Genomic DNA, 18,862 nt, shown 5'->3' on the forward strand with positions numbered 1-18,862 from the left:
GGTGCGGTGCTGGGCGGCGCGGTCGGCGGTCCGGTCGGCGCGGTGGCCGGTGCCGGCATTGGCGCGGCCGTCGGCGGCATGGCCGGCAAGGGCGTGGCCAAGATGGTCAACCCGCAGGAGGAAGACGCCCACTGGCGCAACCAGTACCAGACCCAGCCGTACTACACCCCGGGCTACACCTACGACGACTACGCACCGGCCTATGCGCTGGGCTACAACTCGGCAGGCCGCTACCCGGGCGGCTACGACATGCACGAGAACGAGCTGTCGACCGAGTGGGAACGCACCAAGGGCAATTCGCGCCTGAGCTGGGACCAGGCCAAGCACGCGTCGCGCGCCGCATGGCACAAGGTCGAGCGCGCCATCCCGGGTGACGCGGACCGCGACGGCCGCTGATCGCTGACGGCGTCCTGACGTAAAAAAGCCTCGGTTCCTTGCGGGACCGAGGCTTTTTCCATGCTGAGCGAGCGATTACTGCTTGACCGCTTCCACCTGGATCGCCAGCTTCACTTCCGGCGAGAACTTCGGCAGGCCGAAGTTGATGCCGAAGTCGCTGCGCTGGAAGCTGCCGGTCACGTCGGCGCCGCACACTTCGCGCTTGAGCATCGGGTGGTCGATGCACTTGAACTTGTTGATGGTCAGGGTCAGCGGCTTGGTCACGCCGTGCAGGGTCAGCTCGCCTTCGGCCGAGGTCGGGACGTCGCCGGTGAACTTGATCGACTTCGACTTGAAGGTCGCGGTCGGGAATTGGGCGGCGTCGAAGATGTCCGGCTTCTTGGCGTGCTCGTTCATCTTGTCGTGGCCGAAGTCGATGCTGTCGATGTACACGGTGATGTCGAGGGTGCCGGTTTTCTTCGCGCGGTCGAGGGTCACGGTGCCGTCGGTCTTGTTGAACTTGCCGCGCCAGACCGAGATGCCCATGTGGTCGGCCTCGAAGCTCGGGTAGGTGTGGTTCGGCTCGATCTTGTAGGTGTCGGCGGCGAAGGCGATGCCGGCGCCGAGGGTGCTCGAAGCGGCCAGGGCGGCGATCAGGTGCTTGATTTTCATGGAAGGATTCCTTGCGTGTGTTGAGGTGTTTGCTGGGGTGATTACTGGTCCGCCGTGACGCGGAACTTGATGACAACCTCATCGGCGACCATGCTCGTGTCCTTCCACTCGCCTTCGCCGATGTTGAAGGCCAGCCGCTTGATCGGCAGCTGGCCTTCGAATACCTGTTTGCCGCCTTCTGCCTTGACGCTCAGCGGGAAGCTGACGTTGGCGCTGCGGCCCTTGATGGTGAGCTTGCCGCTCACGTTCAGCTTGCCCGCGCCGGCCGGGGCGATCGCGGTCGACACGAAGCTCGCCTTCGGGAACTGGGCGGTGTTGAACCATTCCTTCTTGGCGACTTCCTTGTTGTAGTCCGGGTCGCCCAGGTCGAGGCTGGCGGTCTGGATCTCGACGCTCGCCTTCGACGCGGCCGGCTTGGCGGCGTCGTAGTCGATCTGCGCAGCAAACTGCTTGAACTTCGCCTCGACCGGCACGCCCATCTGCTTGAAGGTGGCCGTCACGCTGCTTTTCGCCGGGTCGGTTTTCAGGGGCGCCGCGATGGCGACGGCGCTGGCCAACAGCGAGGCCAGCAGCAGGCTTTTCATGGGTTTCATCAAGACTCCTTACGGGTAGGGAAAGGCAGCATGCGCGCCATCACGCCGTCGCGGTCGACGAGCAGGTGCTTGAACGCGGCCGCCACGTGCAGGCCGACGAGCAGCGCCAGCAGCATGTTGAGCCAGTAGTGGACATCCTTCAGGATGACTTTCAGGGCCGGATCCGGCCCCATCAGCACCGGCAGTTCGATCACGCCGAACCAGACGATCGGATAGCCGGTCGCCAGGCTGTAGAAATAGCCGGACAGGGGCACTGCGAACATCAGGATGTACAGCAGCCAGTGCAGGCCATGGGAGGCGCCGCGCTGCCAGGCCGGCATCTCGTCGGCGTAGGCCGGCGGATGACGAAACAGGCGCCACAGCAGGCGCAGGGCGGCAAGCAGCAGCACCGTCACGCCGGCCCATTTGTGCCAGTTGAAATACTTCAGCTTGGTCGGCGTGATGCCCGGGATATCGGTCATGACCAGCCCGAGCGTGAAGGTCCCGATGATCAAGAAGGCGATCAGCCAGTGCAGGACGATGGCCGGGATGGTGTAGCGGTACATATGTTTATTTTCAATAATTCGTACTGGTTAGGACTATACCAGTCTTTAGCGGGGCTCGCTGTAGGTGTAATTTCGCTGGGTACACTAGCACGCTTTGTATTCACTGCACAGCAATAGCCGCCAGAATGTAAAATTCGATAAAGAAGGCCTTATCAAACATTACCTGCGGATACTTTTGCTGCCATGGAGCAGGACTTATGCGACATCCTTTTACACCATCGGGCCTGAGGCTCAGCCGGCGCGCCCTGGCCTGCCTTGGCGCGGCCCTGGCCTGGCCGGCGCTGGCAGCTGGCGACGTACCGGCGAGCCAGGGTGAGCTGGCCGACCTGTCGATCGAGGAGCTGGCCAACATCCACGTCATGTCGGTGTCGAAGAAGCCGGAGCGCCTGCTCGATGCGCCGGCATCGGTGTTCGTGATCACGGCCGAGGACATCCGCCGCGCCGGCGCGCACAGCCTGCCCGAAGCGCTGCGGCTCGCGCCCAACCTGCATGTGGCACAGCGCTCCAGCTATGGCTACTCGATCAGCGCGCGCGGCCTGAACGGCAGCAACAATAGCGCCTCCAACAAGCTGCTGGTGATGATCGATGGCCGCTCGGTCTATGCGCCCCTGTTCTCCGGGGTGTTCTGGGACATGCAGGACCTGATGCTGGAAGACGTCGAGCGCATCGAGGTCATCAGCGGCCCGGGCGGCACCCTGTGGGGCGTGAACGCCGTCAACGGCGTCATCAACATCACCACGCGCTCGGCCGCGGCGACCCAGGGCGGCCTGGCGGTGCTGCGCGGCGCCACCGATGGCGGGGATGCCGCCTTCCGACAAGGCGGAAGCAGCGGGGAAACCAGCTGGCGCGTCTACGGCAAGCTGCTGCAGCGCGCACACGGCGAGAACGGCGACGGCAAGCGTATCCGTGACGCCTGGCGCCAGGCCCAGCTTGGCTTCCGGGCCGACTGGAAGGACAGCGCCGACACCGTCAGCGTGAACGGCAACGCTTACCGTGGCGAGCCCGAACAGCCGGAACCGGGCGAGATCTCGGTGAGCGGCACCACGCTGCGCCTCGGCGACATCGACACCGCGGGCGCCAACCTCATGGCGCGCTGGGAACGCGCCCTTGCGGACGGCGGGCGCTTGTCGGTGCAGGCCTACCTCGACCACACACGGCGCGAAGTGCCACCGACCTTTGTCGAGTCGCTGCAGATCGCCGACCTGCAGTTCCAGCATACGCTGCCGGCCTGGGGCCGCCACAGCCTGGTCTGGGGCGCGAACCTGCGCCACAGTTGGGACGAGGTGGAAAACAGCGAGGTGATCGCCTTCCTGCCGGCGCAGACGGAGCAGACCTGGTCCAGCCTGTTTGCCCAGGACGAGATCGCGTTGCGTCCCGACCTGAGCCTGGTCGTCGGCGCGCGCGCCGAGCGCAACGTCTATACCGGCCTGGAATTCCTGCCGAGCGTGCGCCTGTCGTGGCGCCTGGCGCCCCAGCACGCGTTGTGGACCGCGCTGTCGCGCACCGTGCGCGCGCCGACCCGCCTCGACGTGGACGCCTTCATCCCGGGCCGTCCGCCTTACCTGCTGCGCGGCGGTCCCCGGGTGCGCTCGGAGGTGGCGCGCGTGTTCGAACTGGGTTACCGCGGCCAGCCGCTGCCCGGCCTGTCGTATTCGGCGACGCTGTTCCACAACCAGTACGACCACCTGCGGACCCAGGAGATCGACCCGACCTGGACTTTCCTCACCTTCGGCAGCCTGATGGAAGGGAAGGCGACCGGCATCGAGATGTGGGGCAACTACCAGATGAACGGGGCCTGGCGCCTGTCGGCCGGCTTCACGGCGCTGCACGAGCGCCTGCGCCTGAAACCGGGCAGCAACGACGCCGCCGGCCCGGGCATCGCGGGCAAGGATCCGGAGCACAGCTTGCAGCTGCGCTCGCACCATGCGATCGATGAGCGGCGCGAGCTGGAGCTGGCGCTGCGCAAGGTGGCGGCGCTGGAGAATCCGGAGGTGCCGGGCTACTGGGCGCTGGACGCGCGCTTCGGCTGGCGCTTGACGCCGCAGCTGGAGCTGTCGGTGGTGGGGCAGAACCTGAATGGCAGCCACGCGGAATACGGGCCCGCCGACGCGCGGGTGGAGCTTGACCGCAAGGTGGCGGTCAAGCTGGTGTGGTCTTTGTAGGGCTTAGATCGCTTTCGCCAGCTGCGCCGCCAGGCCGGTGTAGTTCGCCGGCGTCATGTGCAGCAGCAGGTCCTTGGCTTCCTGCGGGATCGCCAGCTTGCCGATGAACTCCTGCAGCGCTTCGCGGGTGATGCCCTTGCCGCGGGTGAGTTCCTTCAGCTGCTCGTACGGGTTCTCGATGCCGTAGCGGCGCATCACGGTCTGCACCGGCTCGGCCAGCACTTCCCAGTTCGCGTCGAGGTCGGCTTCCAGGCGCGCCGCGTTCACTTCCAGCTTGTTCAGGCCGCGCAGGCAGCTGTCGTAGGCCAGCAGCGCGTAGCCGAAGCCGACGCCGATGTTACGCAGCACGGTCGAATCGGTCAGGTCGCGCTGCATGCGCGAGACCGGCAGCTTCTCGGCCATGTGGCGCAGCACCGCGTTGGCCAGGCCCAGGTTGCCTTCCGAGTTCTCGAAGTCGATCGGGTTGACCTTGTGCGGCATGGTCGACGAACCGATCTCGCCCGCCTTGAGTTTCTGCTTGAAGTAGCCGAGCGAGACATAGGTCCAGATGTCGCGGTTCAGGTCGAGCAGGATGGTGTTGGCGCGCGCGATGGCGTCGAACATCTCGGCCATGTAGTCGTGCGGCTCGATCTGGATGGTGTACGGGTTGAACACCAGGCCCAGGCGCTGCTCGATGACTTCCTTCGAGAAGGCCGGCCAGTCGAAGCCCGGGTAGGCTGCTAGGTGCGCGTTGTAGTTGCCGACCGCGCCGTTCATCTTGCCGAGGATCTCGACGTCGGCGATGCGCTTGACGGCGCGCTGCAGGCGCGCGACCACGTTGGCGAATTCCTTGCCCAGGGTGGTTGGGCTGGCGGTCTGGCCGTGGGTGCGCGACAGCATCGGCAGCGCCGCATTGGTGTGCGCGATTTCGGTCAGCTTGGCGATGATGTTCTGGAGGGCCGGCAGCAGCACGCCGTCGCGCGCGGCTTTCAGCATCATGCCGTGCGAGGTGTTGTTGATGTCTTCCGAGGTGCAGCCGAAGTGGATGAATTCGCTCGCCGCCACCAGCTCCGGCACGTCCTTCACCTGCTCCTTGAGCCAGTATTCCACCGCCTTGACGTCGTGGTTGGTGACCGCCTCGATCTCCTTGATGCGCGCCGCTTCGGCGTCGCCGAAGTTCGCGGCCATGCGCTCGAGGTGAGCGTTCGCTTCGCTCGAGAACGGCTTGATCTCCGGGAAGCCGGCCTGCGACAGCGCCTGCAGCCAGGCGATTTCCACCTTCACGCGGTGGTGCATGAAGCCGGCTTCGGACAGGATCGGGCGCAGCTTGTCGGTTTTCGACGCATAGCGGCCGTCCAGCGGGGACAGGGCCGACAGGGTAGGGGAGGGGACGGTAGAGGTCATGGCAGGCGGTCCGTGCAAAAACGCGGATTTTACCACCGGGAGGCGCGCGCAGCCTTGCGCAGGCCACGCCGCGGACGGCCCGGGAGGCTCGTCCGGCGCAGACAGGCGCCGAAATGGCGATGCTATACTGGCACCCAATCCTCAAATTCGGGCATGTATGAAACTCATCGGTTCCTTCACCAGTCCCTATGTGCGTAAAGTCCGCGTCGTGATGGCGGACAAGAAGCTCGATGTCAGCTTTGTGCAAGAAAACGTGTGGGTCCCGGAGACCACCATCCAGCAGGTCAACCCGCTCGGCAAGATCCCCTGCCTGGTCATGGAAGACGGCAGCACGCTGTACGACTCGCGCGTGATCGCCGAATACCTCGACACCATCTCCCCGGTCTGCAAGCTGCTGCCGCCGAATGGCCGCGAGCGCACCGAAGTCAAGGTCTGGGAAGCCCTGGCCGATGGCGTGCTCGATGCCGCGATCCTGGTCTTCCTCGAGCGGCGCGAGCGCCCCCCGGAGCAGCAGAGCGCCAAGTGGATCGAGCGCCAGATGGGCAAGGTGCACGCCGGCCTGCGCGAGATGTCCACCCGCCTGGGCGAGTCGAGCTACTGCATGGGCATTCATTACACGCTGGCCGACGTCGCCGTCGGCTGCGCCCTGGGCTGGCTGGCTTTCCGCTTCCCCGACATCGACTGGCGCGGCGACTACCCGAACCTGGCGCGCCTGGCCGATAAACTCGCCGAGCGTCCGTCGTTCCGCGACACCGTTCCTTTCGTCGCGTGAACCCGCCCGCCACCACCGTCGTCTTCGGCGAAGCGCTGGTCGACGACTTCACCACCGAGCAGGTGGTCGGCGGCGCGCCCTTCAATGTGGCGCGCCACCTGGCGGCCTTCATGGCGCCGCAGCTGATGCTCACCCGCATCGGCAAGGACAAGCCGGGCCAGGCGGTGCGCGCCGAGTTCGAGCGCTTCGCGATGAGCGAAGCCGGCCTGCAGGTCGATGCCATCGAAGAGACCGGCCGCGTGCTGGTCGAACGCGGCGCCCGCGGCGGCCACCGCTTCACCATCCTGCCGAACCAGGCCTACGATTTCATCGACCGGGCCCAGGCCGAGGCGGCAGTGGAACATACGCAGCCCGGCATCTTCTATTTCGGCACCCTGGCCCAGCGCCACGAGCGCTCGCGCGCCACCCTGATGGCGCTGCTGCGCGCCACGCCGGCGCTGCGCTACCTCGACCTGAACCTGCGCGACGGCCAGGTGGACGAGCGCACCGTCACGCGCTCGCTGCAGGAAGCCAACGTCGCCAAGGTCAACGAGGAAGAACTGCAGGCCATGTTCGGCTGGTATTTCCAGATCAAGCCGGACGATGCGGCGCTGGCGGCCGAAGAAGTGCACGCCTCGTGCCAGGCGCTGCTGCAGATGTTCTCGCTCGACGCGCTGATCGTCACGCTGGGGCACCGCGGCTCGGTGTACTTCGGCGCCGACGGACAGGTGCTGATGCACCGCGATAACCCGGCGCCGCCCTTTGTCATCGACACGGTGGGGGCGGGGGACGCCTTTTCGGCGATTTTCCTGCTGGGGAAGATGCGCGGCTGGCCGCTCGACCTGTCGCTGGCGCGGGCCAACGAGTTCGCGGGGGCGATCTGCGCGATTCCGGGGGCCGTCCCGCGGGATCTGGGGTTTTATGATGGGTGGATGAGGAAGTGGCGCTAGCAGGTTGCTAGCGAAATTGGATCCCGGCCTTCGCCGGGATGACGGCTCATAGGTAAGTAGCCTTAATACCGTTAGCTGTAAGACCGTCGTTCCGGCGAAGGCCGGAACCCAAGTTTACGCAGCGCAGAGTTACTCGCTGATCTGGCTCTGCAGGTAGTTCTGGATGCCGACCTTCACGATCAGGTCCAGCTGCGTCTCCAGCCACTCGATGTGTTCCTCGGTATCCTCGAGGATCATCAGGAACAGGTCGCGGGTCACGTAGTCGGCCGCCGCTTCCGCCGCCGCGATGCCTTCCTTGACCGTCACCTGGGCCGCGCGCTCGAGCTTGAGGTCGCATTCCAGCATTTCCTGGGTCGATTCACCGATGAGCAGCTTGTGCAGCGCCTGCAGGTTCGGCAGGCCGTCGAGCATCAGGATGCGGTCGATCAGCTTGTCGGCGTGCTTCATCTCGCCGATCGACTCGTCGTACTCCTTCTTCGCCAGCTTGCCGAAGCCCCAGTGGCGGTACATGCGCGCATGCAGGAAGTACTGGTTGATCGCGGTGAGTTCGTTGGTCAGCTGCGCGTTCAGCAGACGAAGAACGTTCTGGTCGCCTTTCATGTGATGCCCTTGATGATGTTGAATGGGCTCCATGATAACAAACAAGCAGCCCGCTTTTGGGTCGAAAACGCTGAAAAAGCCCGGGAAATGCAGTGAAAATCGAAAAAACCGGCGGGAATGACAAGCGTTCTCGTTCCGCTGTGCGAACGCTTCTCAGTACCGTGGCGCGGGCGAAAAAAAACCCCGCGAAAGCGGGGCATGGAGAGACACGGTGGCGATGTTCAGGCCGCCTGCGGGACGCGGCGCACTTCGGTGATCGTGGTTTTGCTCTCGATGTGTTCGTGCAGGACTTCGCGTGCATAGCTCACGCACTTGCCGCACATGGTGCCGACGCCCAGTTCCTTGTGCAGTTCGGCGACCGAGCTGATGCCCAGGTCGACGGCCTGGCGGATTTCGCGGTCGGAGATGTTGTTGCAGACACAGACGATCATCTTGAGGTTCCTTGGCGCTACTTGTTCACTTGTCATTTAAATGAGAATCAATCTCATTCGTGTTCTATTCTCCGTAAACTCGGCGGCGTTTGCAACAGGAATTTTGTATTGACGTGATCTTTCTTTAGGGGTGTGATCAAACCGCAAATAGAAATAATTCGCATTTAGGTTTATGATGCTAGCTATCTGTCTCATCAGCGCTACACTTACTGGACGCGACCATGACTCTTGTTCCCTCCCTCACCACGCTCGACGCCCTCCCGGCCGGCCAGAGCGCTACCGTGATCCACCTGGCGCCGCCGGCGCAACAGGGTGGTTTCGACGTCCAGCGCCGCCTGATGGAGCTCGGCTTCGTGCCGGGCGAGCGCATCCGTGTGCTCAAGCGCGTGCTGGGCGGCCCGCTGGCCGTCAAGGTCGGCGAGTCGACCTTCGCGCTGCGCCGCTTCGAAGCGGCCCTCGTGTCGATCAAGCCGGAATAGTCGGATGGGTGTCATGGAACAACAGGTGGCGTCGCGCACGCCCCTGGTCGCACTGCTCGGCAATCCCAACTGTGGCAAGACCGCACTCTTCAACCGCCTGACCGGCTCGCGCCAGAAGGTCGCGAACTACGCGGGCGTGACCATCGAACGCAAGGAGGGCAGCTTCACCTCGCCGGCGGGCCGGCCTTTTCGCGTGCTCGACCTGCCGGGCGCCTACAGCCTGAGCGCCCACACCCCGGACGAAGCCATCACGCGCGACGTGGTGGCCGGCCTGCGCGCGGGCGAAGCGGCGCCGGATGCGGTGCTGTGCGTGGTCAACGCGACCAACCTGCGCCTGAACCTGCGCATGGTGCTCGAGCTCAAGCGTCTCGGCCTGCCGATGGTGCTCGTTTTGAACATGGTCGACGTCGCCAGGAAGCGCGGCATCACGATCGACAAGGAAAAACTGTCGGCGGCGCTGGGCATGCCGGTGGTGGAAACCGTTGCCATCCAGGCCGGCGGCGAACAGGCCCTGCTGGCCCAGCTCGACCGCATGGCCTTCGATACCGCCGTCAAGCCCAATCCGCTGTCCGCGATCGACGCCGTGCCGGTCGAGGAAACCCAGCGCGAAGTGCGCCGCATCCTCGAGCTCGCCGTTTCCTCCAGCGGAGACCGCGGCAACCTGACGGAAAAGATCGACAACGTGGTGCTGCACCCGGTGCTCGGCCCGGTGATCCTGGCCGCCCTGATGTTCCTGATCTTCCAGGCCGTGTTCAGCTGGGCCGGCACGCCGATGGACCTGATCGAGGCGGGCGTCGGTGCCCTCGGCGAGCAGGTCGGCGCGCTGCTGGGCGAAGGCGTGCTGCACAGCCTGATCGTGGACGGCATCATCGCCGGCGTCGGCAGCGTGCTGGTATTCCTGCCGCAGATCCTGATCCTGTTCTTCTTCATCCTGCTGCTGGAAGACGTGGGCTACCTGCCGCGCGCCGCCTTCCTGCTCGACCGCATCATGGGCAGCGTCGGCCTGTCGGGCCGCGCCTTCCTGCCGCTGCTGTCCTCGTTCGCCTGCGCGATCCCGGGCATCATGGCCGCGCGCACCATCCAGAATCCGCGCGACCGCCTGGTGACGATCATGATCGCCCCGCTCATGACCTGCTCGGCGCGCCTGCCGGTGTATGCGCTCCTGATCGCCGCCTTCATCCCGGACCGTGAAGTGGCCGGCTTGATGAACCTTCAGGGCCTGGTGCTGTTCGCCCTCTACATGGCGGGCATCCTGAGCGCCATGGCGGTGGCCTGGTTCATGAAGCGCCGCAGCGACTACAAGCAGCATGCACTGATGATGGAACTGCCGGCCTACCACTGGCCCCAGCCGGGCGCACTGGCCTCCGGCCTGTGGGAGCGTGCCAAGATCTTCCTGAAGCGGGTCGGTACCCTGATCCTCACCATGATGATCCTGCTCTGGCTGTTGTCGAGCTTCCCCGGCGCACCGGAAGGCGCGACCCATCCGCCGATCTACTACAGCGTGGCCGGCATGATCGGCCGCGCGCTGGAAGTCATCCTGGCTCCGATCGGCTTCGGCTGGGAAATCGCGATCGCCCTGGTGCCGGGCATGGCCGCGCGCGAAGTGGCGGTCGGCGCGCTGGGCACCGTGTACGCCCTGTCGGGCGGCGACGAAGCCGCCAACGCCCTGGCGCCGGTGATCGCGCAGTCGTGGTCGCTCGCCACCGGCCTGGCGCTGCTCACCTGGTACGTCTATGCGCCGCACTGCCTGCCGACGCTGGCCACCGTGGCGCGCGAGACCGGCAGCCGCCGCTACGCCTGGATCATGGCCGGCTACATGTTCGGCCTGGCCTACGCGGCCGCCTTCATCGTCTACCGCACCACCTTGTTCTTCACGGGGGGCTAGGACATGTGGCAGGAACTGGTCGCCGGGATCATCGTCGCGCTGGCCGTGCTGTACGCCGGCGCGAAGTACCTGCCGGACAGCTGGCGGCGCGCGATCGTGCACCGCCTCTCCAGGGGCGGCCAGCAATCGAGACTGGTCAAGTGGCTGGACACCTCGGCCAGCTGCGGCAGCGGCTGCAACAGCTGCAATACCTGCGGGCCGACCGAGCCCGCGCCGCCGCCCGGCAAGGGCAACGGCAAGGTCATCAAGATCCACGAGCGCCGCTAGCGGCGCCGGCAGCGCTTCAAGGCGTCGCCACGCTGACCACGTGCCAGGCGCCGCCCACCCCATCGCCGGTCTTGTCTCCGGCCTTCTTGTCCTTCACGAAGGTGTACAGCGGCTTGCCGCCATGCGCCAGCTGCTTGCTGCCGTCCGCGCGCGTGATCACGGAGTAGGGCGGGCGCGGGCTGCCATCGGCCTTCACGGGCGGCCAGTTTTTCGCACAGGCGGCGACGCAACTGCTCTTGCCGCTGCCGGCTTCATCCTTGTCATAGGTGTAGACGGTCATGCCGGCGGCATTGACCAGCACGCCGTTCGAGGCCTTGAGGGGCGGCGCATCGGCGCCGCTGACAGTGGTTGAAAGTAACAGGGCAGCGGCAACACTGGCAACACGAAGCAGGGTCATGGTGGTCTCCAGGCTGTGAATGCCTGGATAGACAACAGTTTCAGTCAGCCGTTCCCTGCAAGGCTTTCTACCGCGGCGATCAGGCGACGTGCGTCAAACGGCGCATGCACCTTGATGTCGTTGTCGAAGTAGCAGTAGACGTCGCGCGCCCTGGCCTTCGGCGGTGGCTTGTCGGAGACGAGCCGCGCCCCCTCGGGCTGCCGGCCCCGGCGCCAGGCATCGATGCGCGCCGCCCAGGCCGCGATGGCCTCGTCTTCATAACCGCTCGCGTACAGCTCCTTGTCGCCATGCAGCCGGATGTAGACGAAGTCCGCGGTGAGGTCCTCGCACAGCGGCCACCTGCCGGCGGTATCGGCCACCACCAGCGCCACCTTGTAGCGGCGCAGCATGGCGATGAAGGCGGGGTCCAGGAAGCTCTCGTGCCGGATCTCGACCGCGTGGCGCATCGGGCGGTTCGGGCCGGATTCGAGCGCAACCCGGCCTTCCATGCGCGGCTGGTACTGCAACGCCAGTTCGCGGGCGCTATCGGTATCCCGGGGCAGCAGCGACAGGAAGTGCTCGAAGCGCTGCGGATCGAATTTCACGACGGGCGGGAATTGCCACAGGAAGGGACCGAGCTTGTCGCGCAGTTCGAACACGCCCGAGGCCAGCACATTGGCCAGCGGGCCTTCGATGTCCTTCAGCTTGAGCATGTGGGTGAGAAAACGGTTGCCCTTGACCGCGAACACGAAGCCGGGCGGGGTGGCCGCATGCCAGGCGGCATAGCTCTCGGGCCGCTGCAGCGAGTAGAAGGAGCCGTTGATCTCGATGCTGGGCAGCTGCCCGGCCGCGTATTCAAGCTCGCGGTGCTGGACCAGCCCCTTGGGATAGAACACGCCGCGCCACGGCACGTAGCGCCAGCCGGAAATGCCGATGTAGACCGATCCATTCATGGGCTCAAGCTTACTCTGCCTCGTCCGTTGTCAGGCGCACCCATGCTAAGCTGGCAGCCTGTCGAACTATCCGGAAAACTTCATGATCGTCGTCCACCACCTGAACAATTCGCGCTCGCAGCGCATCCTCTGGCTGCTCGAAGAGCTCGGGCTCGACTACGACATCAAGAAATACCAGCGCGACCCGAAGACCATGCTGGCGCCGCCGGAACTGAAGGCGGTGCACCCGCTCGGCAAGTCGCCGGTGATCACCGACGATGCACTGGTGGTGGCCGAATCCGGTGCGATCGTGGAATACCTGACCGGCCGCTATGGCAACGGACGCCTGGTGCCGGCGCCCGGCACCCCGGAACGCCTGCGCTATACCTACTTCCTGCACTTCGCCGAGGGCTCGGCCATGCCGCCGCTCCTGATGAAGCTGGTGTTCGACAAGGTCGAGAACAGCCCGATGCCCTTCTTTGCCAAGCCGATCGCGCGCTCGATCGCACGCAAGGTCAAGGACAGCTTCGTCATGCCGAACATCCGCAGCCAGCTCGACTTCCTGGAGAGCGAACTGGGCAAGTCGACCTGGTTCGCCGGCGAGGAGTTCAGCGCCGCCGACATCCAGATGAGCTTTGCGCTGGAAGCGGCTGCCTCGCGCGGAGGACTGGGCAGCCAGTATCCGAAGCTGTCCGCCTTCCTGGCGCGGATCCACGCGCGCCCGGCCTACGCGCGCGCGCTCGAGCGCGGCGGCAAGTACGACTATGCCTGACGGGCCCCTCGGTTTATCATGGCGGCGCCAGTGATTACTCCGATAGACGCACCACCATGAGCAAACAGGGAAAGCTGCTCGCCATCGACGGCCTGAACATCGTGCGTCGCGTGTACGAAGCCAGCCCCGAACCGGACTCCGACCTGAAGGCCAGCATCGCGCTGCGCCACGCGTTCTCGTCCTTCCGCAACGTGCTGGAAGCGCACGCGCCCACGCACGTGCTGGCGGCCTTCGACTACGGCGGTCCCAATTGGCGCCATGCCCTCTATCCGCGCTACCGCGAAGGGCGCGCCGCCATGCCGGCGCCGCTGCGCGAAGCCCTGCCGGAATTCCACGAGCGCCTGCGCCAGGCCGGCCTGCACGTGCTGGCGATACCCGAGGTCGAGGCCGACGACGTGATCGCCACCGGCGTCATGCGCTGGCTGGGGGAAGGGCGGGGCGAGGCCATCGTGGCCACCACCGACAAGGACCTGCACATCCTGATCGCGCACGGCGCGCTGGTGTGGGACCACTTCAAGAACGAATGGCATGACGACGCCTGGGTGCGCCAGCGCTTCGGCGTGGCGCCCGAACTGCTGCACGACCTGCTGGCCCTGATGGGCGACCCGACCGATGGTGTGCCGGGAGTGTCCAAGATCGGCATGAAGACTGCGGCGCGCCTGCTCAACGCCTACGGCAGCCTGGACGCCGTGATGGCCGGCGCCGGCATCCTCAAGACCCCGCTGGGCGAAAGGCTGCGCGCCGAGCGTGAGATACTCGAGATGTCGCGCTGCCTGGTGTCGCTCAAGCTGGACGTGCGGCTGGGCGTGACCTGGAACATGCTGGCCTATGAATCCCATTGAAGGAAAGCGCCGATGCTGAAGGCATTGATCGTGGACGGCAGCGCCATCGCGCGCGGCCTGCTCAACACCGTACTGACCGATGGCGGCTACGACGTCGTCGCGCAGACGCATACCGGCACGCTCGGCTACGGCCTCGCCATGAAGCACCGCCCGCAGATCGTCTGCATCGCGCGTGAACAGGTCGAGGACGGCAGCCGCATCGTCGAGGAACTGCGCGCCCAACTGCCGAAGGCGATGATCTTCATGGTGTCGGGCACGCTCGACGCCGCCGCCATCCAGGACGCGCTCGGGCGCGGCGTGCACGGCTTCATCGTCAAGCCCTTCAAGGCCGACGCCGTGCTCAAGACGATCCGCAATACCGTGATCGCGGTCGTCCGCAAGCAGCAGGCCGCCTCGGGCAGCGCGAACTGACCAGGCGCTCAGCCGCGCCGCTTGATCTCGTCCGAGGCGATCGTCGCCAGCTCGCGCAGGGCGCGCAGCTCGCGTTCGCGCAGGCGGCGCGGCTCGCGGTCCAGCACGCACAGGGTGCCGAAGCGGCGGCCCTGCGCATCCTCCAATGGCACCCCGGCATAGAAGCGCACATGCGGCGCGCGCGTCACCAGCGGATTGGCGGCGAAGCGCGCATCGAGGGTGGCGTCGCCCACCACGAATGCCTCGCCGCTGGCCAGCGCGTGCTTGCAGAATGCCCATTCACGCGGCGTTTCCCGCAGGTCGAGGCCGACGCGGGCCTTGAACCACTGGCGCTCCCCGGCCAGCACCGTCACCAGCGCGATCGGACAGTCCGTCACCTGGGCGGCCAGCCGCGCCAGGCGGTCGAAGACATCTTCGGGCGGCGTATCGAGCAGGGCATGGCCGGCCGGCGCGCCGGCCTCCCGCGGCGCGGGCGGCGCCGGGGTGGGCAGGGACACCATCCCCGGGCCAGCCGGCGCACCCGGCGCCGTGCCGGTGGTGCCCTGTCGCGCCTGCAGCTGGCGCACCGCGCTCAGGCGCACGCGCCGGTGCCCACCGGGCGTCTTCCATGCCGGCAGCGCGCCGCTTTCCATCCAGAGCTGCGCGGTGCTGACGGCAACGCCCAGCATGTGCGCCGCTTCCCGCGTCGTCAGGATCGGATCGTCCTCGCTCATCTTCCTGGTAATTTGTAGTCGATACACTTATTCTAACCGAAACCCGAAAATATTTGACGAAAATGCGCACACGATTGGAATAACTGTTGACTGTAAGCATTATATAGCGCCAGAATAGCGTTGCAATCGTCACTTCCGATAAATACGTGCGCCTTTCCTGGGTGTGCGACTGCCAAGGCCGCCCATGAATTCACTGTATGACCCGTCGCTCGAGGAAGCCAGCCGGCTGGAAGCCCTGCGCCAGCTGGAGCTGCTCGACACCGCCCCCAGCGAAGCCTTCGACCGCATCACACGCATGGCCGCGCAGCTGTTCCAGCTACCGATCGCGGCGGTGTCGCTGACCGATAGCGACCGCCAGTGGTTCAAGTCGAAGGTGGGTGTCGCGCACGATACGATCCCGCGCATCAAGGCGCCCTGCGCCGCGGTGGCCGACAGCGGCCGGATGCTGGAAGTGCCGGACCTGTTGGAAAGCGAGTGCTTCCGCGACAGCCTGCTGGCCGACAGCGGAATCCGTTTCTACCTGGGCGCGCCGCTGGTGACGAAAACCGGGCACTGCCTGGGCGCGATGTGCGTGCTCGGTACCGAGCCGCGCCGCGTGAGCGACGCTGACCGCGCCACGCTGGCCGACCTGGCGGCCATGGTCATGGCGCAGATCGAGCTGCAGCACGCGCTGGGACGGATCGATCCGGTCAGCGGCCTGCCCAACCGCAACCAGTTCGTCAGCGACGTGCGCGACTTGGGCCTGGTCACGGCCGAGGGGGCGCCCCAGCTGGCGGCCCTGGTCAGCCTGGCCACACCGGAAGAGCTGAGCGACGCCATGCGGGTGATGGGCGGCACCTGGCTCGACGACATCGTGCGCGCTGCCGTGCCGGCCCTGCGCAGACTGGCCGGCGGCGGCAAGGTCTACCACGTCGCGCCGACCCAGTTCGCCTTCCTGGCGCCGCTCGGCCTGTCCCTGGCGCGCTTCAGCGGCGCCCTGATGGCCTGGCTGGACGAACGCAAGCCGATGGGGCAGGCGGGCTTCCTGACCACGGCCACGGTCGGCCTGGTCCGCTTCGCAGTGGGCCAGGACGCGCCGCTCGACGTGCTGCGCAACCTGCACAGCGCCGCCCACGATGCGCGCGACGCCGAATCCGGCCTGCGCGTGTATTCGCCCGAGCAGGATGCCGCCTACCGCCACCGCTTCTGGCTGATCAGCGAATTCGGACGCGCGCTGGCGCAGGCGAGCGAGCTGCATCTCGTGTTCCAGCCCAAGGTCTCCCTGCACCATGGCAGCTGCCTCGGCGTGGAAGCTCTGCTGCGCTGGACCCATCCCGACGCCGGTCCGATCCCGCCGGGCGAATTCATGCCGATCGTGGAAACCACCGCGCTGGCGCGCGCCACCACCGAATGGGTGCTGGAGGCGGCGCTGCGCCAGCTGGCGGCCTGGCGCCTTGATGGCGTGTCGCTGCAGGTCGCCGTCAACGTCTCCGCGGTGAACCTCGAGGAACCGGACTTCAGCGACCGCGTACTGGAAGGGCTGGCGCGGCACGGCCTGCCGGCCGCCTGCCTGGCGCTGGAAATGACGGAAAGCGCGCTGATGCGCAAGCCGAAGATCGCGCATGACACGATGGCGCGGCTGGCCGAGGGCGGCGTGAAGATCGCCATCGACGACTTCGGCACCGGCTACAGCAGCCTGTCCTACCTGCAGGACATGCCGGCGGACGTGGTCAAGATCGACCAGTCTTTCGTACGCGGCATGGAAAAGGACGAGCGCACCCTTGCCCTGGTAACGACCATGATCAAGCTGTCGCACGACCTCGGCCACCGGGTGGTGGCGGAAGGCGTGGAGACGGAGGAGGTGGCGCAGCTGCTGCGCGCGGCGGGCTGCGACGAGGCGCAGGGGTATTACTATGGAAGGCCGATGGCGCCGGCGGCGCTGGCAGAGTGGCTCGCTGCAAGGTAGGGTGGACGGCAGAGCGTGATCTGGTCCACTGGACCAGATCACCCCTACGACATCACGCTGCGTTCGAATCGATAATCCCACCACCCAGGCACACGTCGCCGTCATACAGCACGGCCGACTGCCCCGGCGTGACCGCCCACTGCGCTTCCTCGAAATCGAGCGCGAAACGGTCCATGCCCTCGGCATGCACGGTGCAGGCCACGTCGGCCTGGCGGTAGCGGGTCTTGGCCGACAAAGCTTTTCCACTAGCAGGCGCTTCGCCCGCGGTCCAGCTGGCCTGGCCGGCTTCCAGGTGCGGCGACAGCAGCCACGGATGGTCGTGCCCCTGCACGATGTACAGCGTGTTGCTGGCCACGTCCTTGCGCGCCACGAACCACGGCTCGCTGGTGCCGTCCGCGTTCTTGCGCGACTTCAGGCCGCCGATGCCGATGCCCTTGCGCTGGCCCAGGGTGTAGAAGGACAGGCCGATGTGCTCGCCCACGGTCTCGCCGGTGTCGAGCTTCATGGGGCCAGGCTTGTGCGACAGGTAGCGGTTCAGGAACTCGCGGAAAGGACGCTCGCCGATGAAGCAGATACCGGTCGAGTCCTTCTTCTGCGCGTTCGGCAGGCCCAGGCGTTCGGCGATCTTGCGCACTTCGGTCTTCGGGATTTCTCCCAGCGGGAACAGCGACTTCGACAGCTGGGCCTGGTTGAGGCGGTGCAGGAAGTAACTCTGGTCCTTGGTGTGATCGAATGCCTTCAGGAGTTCGAAACGGCCGTCGTTCTCGCGCACGCGCGCGTAGTGGCCGGTCGCGATCAGGTCGGCGCCCAGCTTCATCGCATGGTCGAGGAAGGCCTTGAACTTGATTTCGGCGTTGCACAGCACGTCCGGGTTCGGGGTGCGGCCGGCCTGGTACTCGCGCAGGAACTCCGCGAACACGCGGTCCTTGTATTCGGCGGCGAAGTTGACGGCCTCGATGTCCACGCCGACCACGTCGGCGACGCTGGCCGCGTCGATCCAGTCCTGGCGCGTCGAGCAGTATTCCGAATCGTCGTCGTCTTCCCAGTTCTTCATGAACAGGCCGATGACTTCGTAGCCCTGTTCCTTCAGCATCCACGCCGCGACCGAGGAGTCGACACCGCCCGACATCCCGATCACGACTTTTTTCTTGCTCATGTTACGTCCGTATTCTTAGATTCCACCCTCGAAAACCGAGGGGTGGGTGTACAGCAGGCGCAGCGGGGTGCGATGGCCGGCCAGGTAGTCGTCCACGCACTGCAGCACGATCGGGCTGCGGTGGCGCTCGGCGGTGGCGGCGATCTCGTCGCGCGTCATCCACATGGTGCGCAGGATGCCTTCGTCGAGCGGCTGGTCCAGCTCGCGGCCGGCATGGCCGCAGAAGGTGAAGCGCAGGTAAGTGACGTCGGCGCCGCGCGACTTCGAATGGTAGCGCGACATGTACATGCCCACCAGCGCGGTCGGGATGAATTCGTGCGCGGTTTCCTCCAGCGCCTCGCGCACCACCGCCTGCTCGAGCGACTCGTACGGGTCGAGGTGCCCGGCCGGCTGGTTCAGCTTCACGCCTTCGCTCGTCTCTTCCTCGATCAGCAGGAAGCGTCCATCGCGCTCGATGATCGCGGCGACGGTCACGGATGGTTTGAAGATATCGGTCATGCGCGTCCTTGAAAATGAGCCGATATTTTACCTTGACAGGAGGCATCTCTGCTCATCCACCTCCGCTACGGTGCGCTTGCCTGTCGTTAAATGGCCTTGATTCATTGCAAACAAATGATTCCTG

The 18,862-nt window shown here is 65.9% G+C and carries 21 protein-coding genes and 1 pseudogene; 11 read left to right on the plus strand and 11 right to left on the minus strand.

Annotated elements, in window-relative coordinates; genetic code table 11:
• Positions 1-396: pseudogene (locus tag B2R83_RS11435) on the plus strand (hypothetical protein); the annotation flags it as partial.
• A gap of 75 nt (positions 397-471) precedes the next feature.
• On the opposite strand, the gene B2R83_RS11440 reads toward B2R83_RS11435, so the two are convergent.
• From B2R83_RS11440 to B2R83_RS11450, 3 genes are read right to left on the minus strand one after another with little or no spacing between them, the layout of a single operon-like run.
• Complete coding sequence (locus B2R83_RS11440; RefSeq protein WP_209587091.1) at positions 472-1,047, minus strand: YceI family protein; 576 nt, start codon at positions 1,045-1,047, stop codon at positions 472-474.
• Between the two features lie 41 nt (positions 1,048-1,088).
• Positions 1,089-1,640 (minus strand): YceI family protein, encoded by a 552-nt coding sequence (locus B2R83_RS11445; protein WP_292041256.1) that lies wholly within the window; start codon positions 1,638-1,640, stop codon positions 1,089-1,091.
• Positions 1,640-2,185, minus strand: a complete 546-nt coding sequence (locus B2R83_RS11450; protein WP_292041258.1) for a cytochrome b — start codon at positions 2,183-2,185, stop codon at positions 1,640-1,642. The genes B2R83_RS11445 and B2R83_RS11450 overlap by 1 nt, the downstream gene beginning before the upstream one ends.
• Before the next feature lie 197 nt (positions 2,186-2,382).
• Here B2R83_RS11450 and B2R83_RS11455 point away from each other — a divergent pair, with 197 nt between their 5' ends.
• Entirely contained in the window at positions 2,383-4,347 is a 1,965-nt protein-coding gene (locus B2R83_RS11455; protein ID WP_292041260.1) for a TonB-dependent receptor plug domain-containing protein, read from the plus strand.
• A gap of 3 nt (positions 4,348-4,350) precedes the next feature.
• On the opposite strand, the gene purB is transcribed toward B2R83_RS11455, so the two are convergent.
• Positions 4,351-5,730 carry an adenylosuccinate lyase gene (gene purB / locus B2R83_RS11460; RefSeq protein ID WP_036212779.1) on the minus strand — a complete coding sequence of 460 codons (1,380 nt, stop codon included), beginning with the start codon at positions 5,728-5,730 and terminating at the stop codon, positions 4,351-4,353.
• 157 nt (positions 5,731-5,887) lie between these two features.
• Between purB and B2R83_RS11465 the strand changes: the two genes are divergently transcribed.
• The gene (locus B2R83_RS11465) at positions 5,888-6,502 is read left to right on the plus strand and encodes a glutathione S-transferase C-terminal domain-containing protein (RefSeq protein ID WP_292041263.1); all 615 of its coding nucleotides are present in this window, start codon (positions 5,888-5,890) and stop codon (positions 6,500-6,502) included.
• Positions 6,499-7,431, plus strand: coding sequence for a PfkB family carbohydrate kinase (locus B2R83_RS11470; RefSeq protein ID WP_292041265.1), 933 nt, complete (start codon positions 6,499-6,501; stop codon positions 7,429-7,431). Before B2R83_RS11465 ends, B2R83_RS11470 begins: the two co-directional genes overlap by 4 nt.
• Positions 7,432-7,560: 129 nt before the next feature.
• Here B2R83_RS11470 and bfr read toward each other — a convergent pair whose 3' ends face one another.
• Together bfr and B2R83_RS11480 are read right to left on the minus strand one after the other, a co-directional pair.
• Positions 7,561-8,031 (minus strand): bacterioferritin, encoded by a 471-nt coding sequence (bfr, locus tag B2R83_RS11475; protein WP_027866505.1) that lies wholly within the window; start codon positions 8,029-8,031, stop codon positions 7,561-7,563.
• A gap of 221 nt (positions 8,032-8,252) precedes the next feature.
• Positions 8,253-8,462, minus strand: coding sequence for a (2Fe-2S)-binding protein (locus tag B2R83_RS11480; RefSeq protein ID WP_027866506.1), 210 nt, complete (start codon positions 8,460-8,462; stop codon positions 8,253-8,255).
• 221 nt (positions 8,463-8,683) lie between these two features.
• Here B2R83_RS11480 and B2R83_RS11485 point away from each other — a divergent pair, with 221 nt between their 5' ends.
• The 3 genes from B2R83_RS11485 to B2R83_RS11495 are packed head-to-tail and all read left to right on the plus strand — an operon-like array spanning position 8,684 to position 11,093.
• Positions 8,684-8,941, plus strand: coding sequence for a FeoA family protein (locus tag B2R83_RS11485; protein ID WP_036213477.1), 258 nt, complete (start codon positions 8,684-8,686; stop codon positions 8,939-8,941).
• A gap of 4 nt (positions 8,942-8,945) precedes the next feature.
• On the plus strand, positions 8,946-10,826 hold the full coding sequence (gene feoB, locus B2R83_RS11490; RefSeq protein WP_292041270.1) for a ferrous iron transporter B: 1,881 nt from the start codon (positions 8,946-8,948) through the stop codon (positions 10,824-10,826).
• A gap of 3 nt (positions 10,827-10,829) precedes the next feature.
• Positions 10,830-11,093 (plus strand): DUF6587 family protein, encoded by a 264-nt coding sequence (locus B2R83_RS11495; RefSeq protein WP_292041272.1) that lies wholly within the window; start codon positions 10,830-10,832, stop codon positions 11,091-11,093.
• Positions 11,094-11,109: 16 nt separating this feature from the next.
• Here the strand turns inward: B2R83_RS11495 and B2R83_RS11500 are convergent, their stop codons facing one another.
• Both B2R83_RS11500 and B2R83_RS11505 read right to left on the minus strand, forming a co-directional pair.
• Positions 11,110-11,490 (minus strand): hypothetical protein, encoded by a 381-nt coding sequence (locus B2R83_RS11500; RefSeq protein ID WP_292041274.1) that lies wholly within the window; start codon positions 11,488-11,490, stop codon positions 11,110-11,112.
• Between the two features lie 44 nt (positions 11,491-11,534).
• Positions 11,535-12,422: a DUF72 domain-containing protein gene (locus B2R83_RS11505; RefSeq protein WP_292041275.1), complete on the minus strand. Its 888-nt coding sequence runs from the start codon at positions 12,420-12,422 to the stop codon at positions 11,535-11,537.
• 82 nt (positions 12,423-12,504) lie between these two features.
• Here B2R83_RS11505 and B2R83_RS11510 point away from each other — a divergent pair, with 82 nt between their 5' ends.
• The 3 genes from B2R83_RS11510 to B2R83_RS11520 are packed head-to-tail and all read left to right on the plus strand — an operon-like array spanning position 12,505 to position 14,426.
• Positions 12,505-13,173 (plus strand): glutathione S-transferase, encoded by a 669-nt coding sequence (locus tag B2R83_RS11510; RefSeq protein ID WP_292041277.1) that lies wholly within the window; start codon positions 12,505-12,507, stop codon positions 13,171-13,173.
• A gap of 56 nt (positions 13,174-13,229) precedes the next feature.
• Positions 13,230-14,015, plus strand: a complete 786-nt coding sequence (locus tag B2R83_RS11515) for a 5'-3' exonuclease (RefSeq protein WP_292041280.1) — start codon at positions 13,230-13,232, stop codon at positions 14,013-14,015.
• A gap of 12 nt (positions 14,016-14,027) precedes the next feature.
• Positions 14,028-14,426 (plus strand): ANTAR domain-containing response regulator, encoded by a 399-nt coding sequence (locus B2R83_RS11520; protein WP_292041282.1) that lies wholly within the window; start codon positions 14,028-14,030, stop codon positions 14,424-14,426.
• Positions 14,427-14,434: 8 nt separating this feature from the next.
• On the opposite strand, the gene B2R83_RS11525 is transcribed toward B2R83_RS11520, so the two are convergent.
• The gene (locus B2R83_RS11525) at positions 14,435-15,139 is read right to left on the minus strand and encodes a GAF domain-containing protein (RefSeq protein ID WP_292041284.1); all 705 of its coding nucleotides are present in this window, start codon (positions 15,137-15,139) and stop codon (positions 14,435-14,437) included.
• Positions 15,140-15,323: 184 nt separating this feature from the next.
• Between B2R83_RS11525 and B2R83_RS11530 the strand changes: the two genes are divergently transcribed.
• Positions 15,324-17,084: a sensor domain-containing phosphodiesterase gene (locus B2R83_RS11530; protein ID WP_292041286.1), complete on the plus strand. Its 1,761-nt coding sequence runs from the start codon at positions 15,324-15,326 to the stop codon at positions 17,082-17,084.
• Between the two features lie 52 nt (positions 17,085-17,136).
• Here B2R83_RS11530 and mnmA read toward each other — a convergent pair whose 3' ends face one another.
• Positions 17,137-18,240 carry a tRNA 2-thiouridine(34) synthase MnmA gene (mnmA, locus tag B2R83_RS11535; RefSeq protein WP_292041288.1) on the minus strand — a complete coding sequence of 368 codons (1,104 nt, stop codon included), beginning with the start codon at positions 18,238-18,240 and terminating at the stop codon, positions 17,137-17,139.
• A gap of 15 nt (positions 18,241-18,255) precedes the next feature.
• Positions 18,256-18,738 (minus strand): NUDIX hydrolase, encoded by a 483-nt coding sequence (locus B2R83_RS11540; RefSeq protein WP_292041290.1) that lies wholly within the window; start codon positions 18,736-18,738, stop codon positions 18,256-18,258.
• Positions 18,739-18,862: the final 124 nt, after the last annotated feature.

Source organism: Massilia sp. UBA6681 (genome assembly GCF_002454935.1).
Lineage (GTDB): Bacteria > Pseudomonadota > Gammaproteobacteria > Burkholderiales > Burkholderiaceae_D > Telluria > Telluria varians.

Excerpts from the sequence above, each read along its gene's own strand:
- B2R83_RS11500 (WP_292041274.1), bottom strand. The coding sequence starts at position 11,490 with ATGACCCTGCTTCGTGTTGCCAGTGTTGCCGCTGCCCTGTTACTTTCA.
- bfr (WP_027866505.1), bottom strand. The coding sequence starts at position 8,031 with ATGAAAGGCGACCAGAACGTTCTTCGTCTGCTGAACGCGCAGCTGACC.
- B2R83_RS11455 (WP_292041260.1), top strand. The coding sequence starts at position 2,383 with ATGCGACATCCTTTTACACCATCGGGCCTGAGGCTCAGCCGGCGCGCC.
- B2R83_RS11445 (WP_292041256.1), bottom strand. The coding sequence starts at position 1,640 with ATGAAACCCATGAAAAGCCTGCTGCTGGCCTCGCTGTTGGCCAGCGCC.
- B2R83_RS11505 (WP_292041275.1), bottom strand. The coding sequence starts at position 12,422 with ATGAATGGATCGGTCTACATCGGCATTTCCGGCTGGCGCTACGTGCCG.
- B2R83_RS11440 (WP_209587091.1), bottom strand. The coding sequence starts at position 1,047 with ATGAAAATCAAGCACCTGATCGCCGCCCTGGCCGCTTCGAGCACCCTC.
- B2R83_RS11530 (WP_292041286.1), top strand. The coding sequence starts at position 15,324 with ATGAATTCACTGTATGACCCGTCGCTCGAGGAAGCCAGCCGGCTGGAA.
- mnmA (WP_292041288.1), bottom strand. The coding sequence starts at position 18,240 with ATGAGCAAGAAAAAAGTCGTGATCGGGATGTCGGGCGGTGTCGACTCC.
- B2R83_RS11465 (WP_292041263.1), top strand. The coding sequence starts at position 5,888 with ATGAAACTCATCGGTTCCTTCACCAGTCCCTATGTGCGTAAAGTCCGC.
- B2R83_RS11515 (WP_292041280.1), top strand. The coding sequence starts at position 13,230 with ATGAGCAAACAGGGAAAGCTGCTCGCCATCGACGGCCTGAACATCGTG.
- purB (WP_036212779.1), bottom strand. The coding sequence starts at position 5,730 with ATGACCTCTACCGTCCCCTCCCCTACCCTGTCGGCCCTGTCCCCGCTG.
- B2R83_RS11510 (WP_292041277.1), top strand. The coding sequence starts at position 12,505 with ATGATCGTCGTCCACCACCTGAACAATTCGCGCTCGCAGCGCATCCTC.
- B2R83_RS11485 (WP_036213477.1), top strand. The coding sequence starts at position 8,684 with ATGACTCTTGTTCCCTCCCTCACCACGCTCGACGCCCTCCCGGCCGGC.
- B2R83_RS11540 (WP_292041290.1), bottom strand. The coding sequence starts at position 18,738 with ATGACCGATATCTTCAAACCATCCGTGACCGTCGCCGCGATCATCGAG.
- feoB (WP_292041270.1), top strand. The coding sequence starts at position 8,946 with ATGGGTGTCATGGAACAACAGGTGGCGTCGCGCACGCCCCTGGTCGCA.
- B2R83_RS11520 (WP_292041282.1), top strand. The coding sequence starts at position 14,028 with ATGCTGAAGGCATTGATCGTGGACGGCAGCGCCATCGCGCGCGGCCTG.
- B2R83_RS11480 (WP_027866506.1), bottom strand. The coding sequence starts at position 8,462 with ATGATCGTCTGTGTCTGCAACAACATCTCCGACCGCGAAATCCGCCAG.
- B2R83_RS11525 (WP_292041284.1), bottom strand. The coding sequence starts at position 15,139 with ATGAGCGAGGACGATCCGATCCTGACGACGCGGGAAGCGGCGCACATG.
- B2R83_RS11450 (WP_292041258.1), bottom strand. The coding sequence starts at position 2,185 with ATGTACCGCTACACCATCCCGGCCATCGTCCTGCACTGGCTGATCGCC.
- B2R83_RS11495 (WP_292041272.1), top strand. The coding sequence starts at position 10,830 with ATGTGGCAGGAACTGGTCGCCGGGATCATCGTCGCGCTGGCCGTGCTG.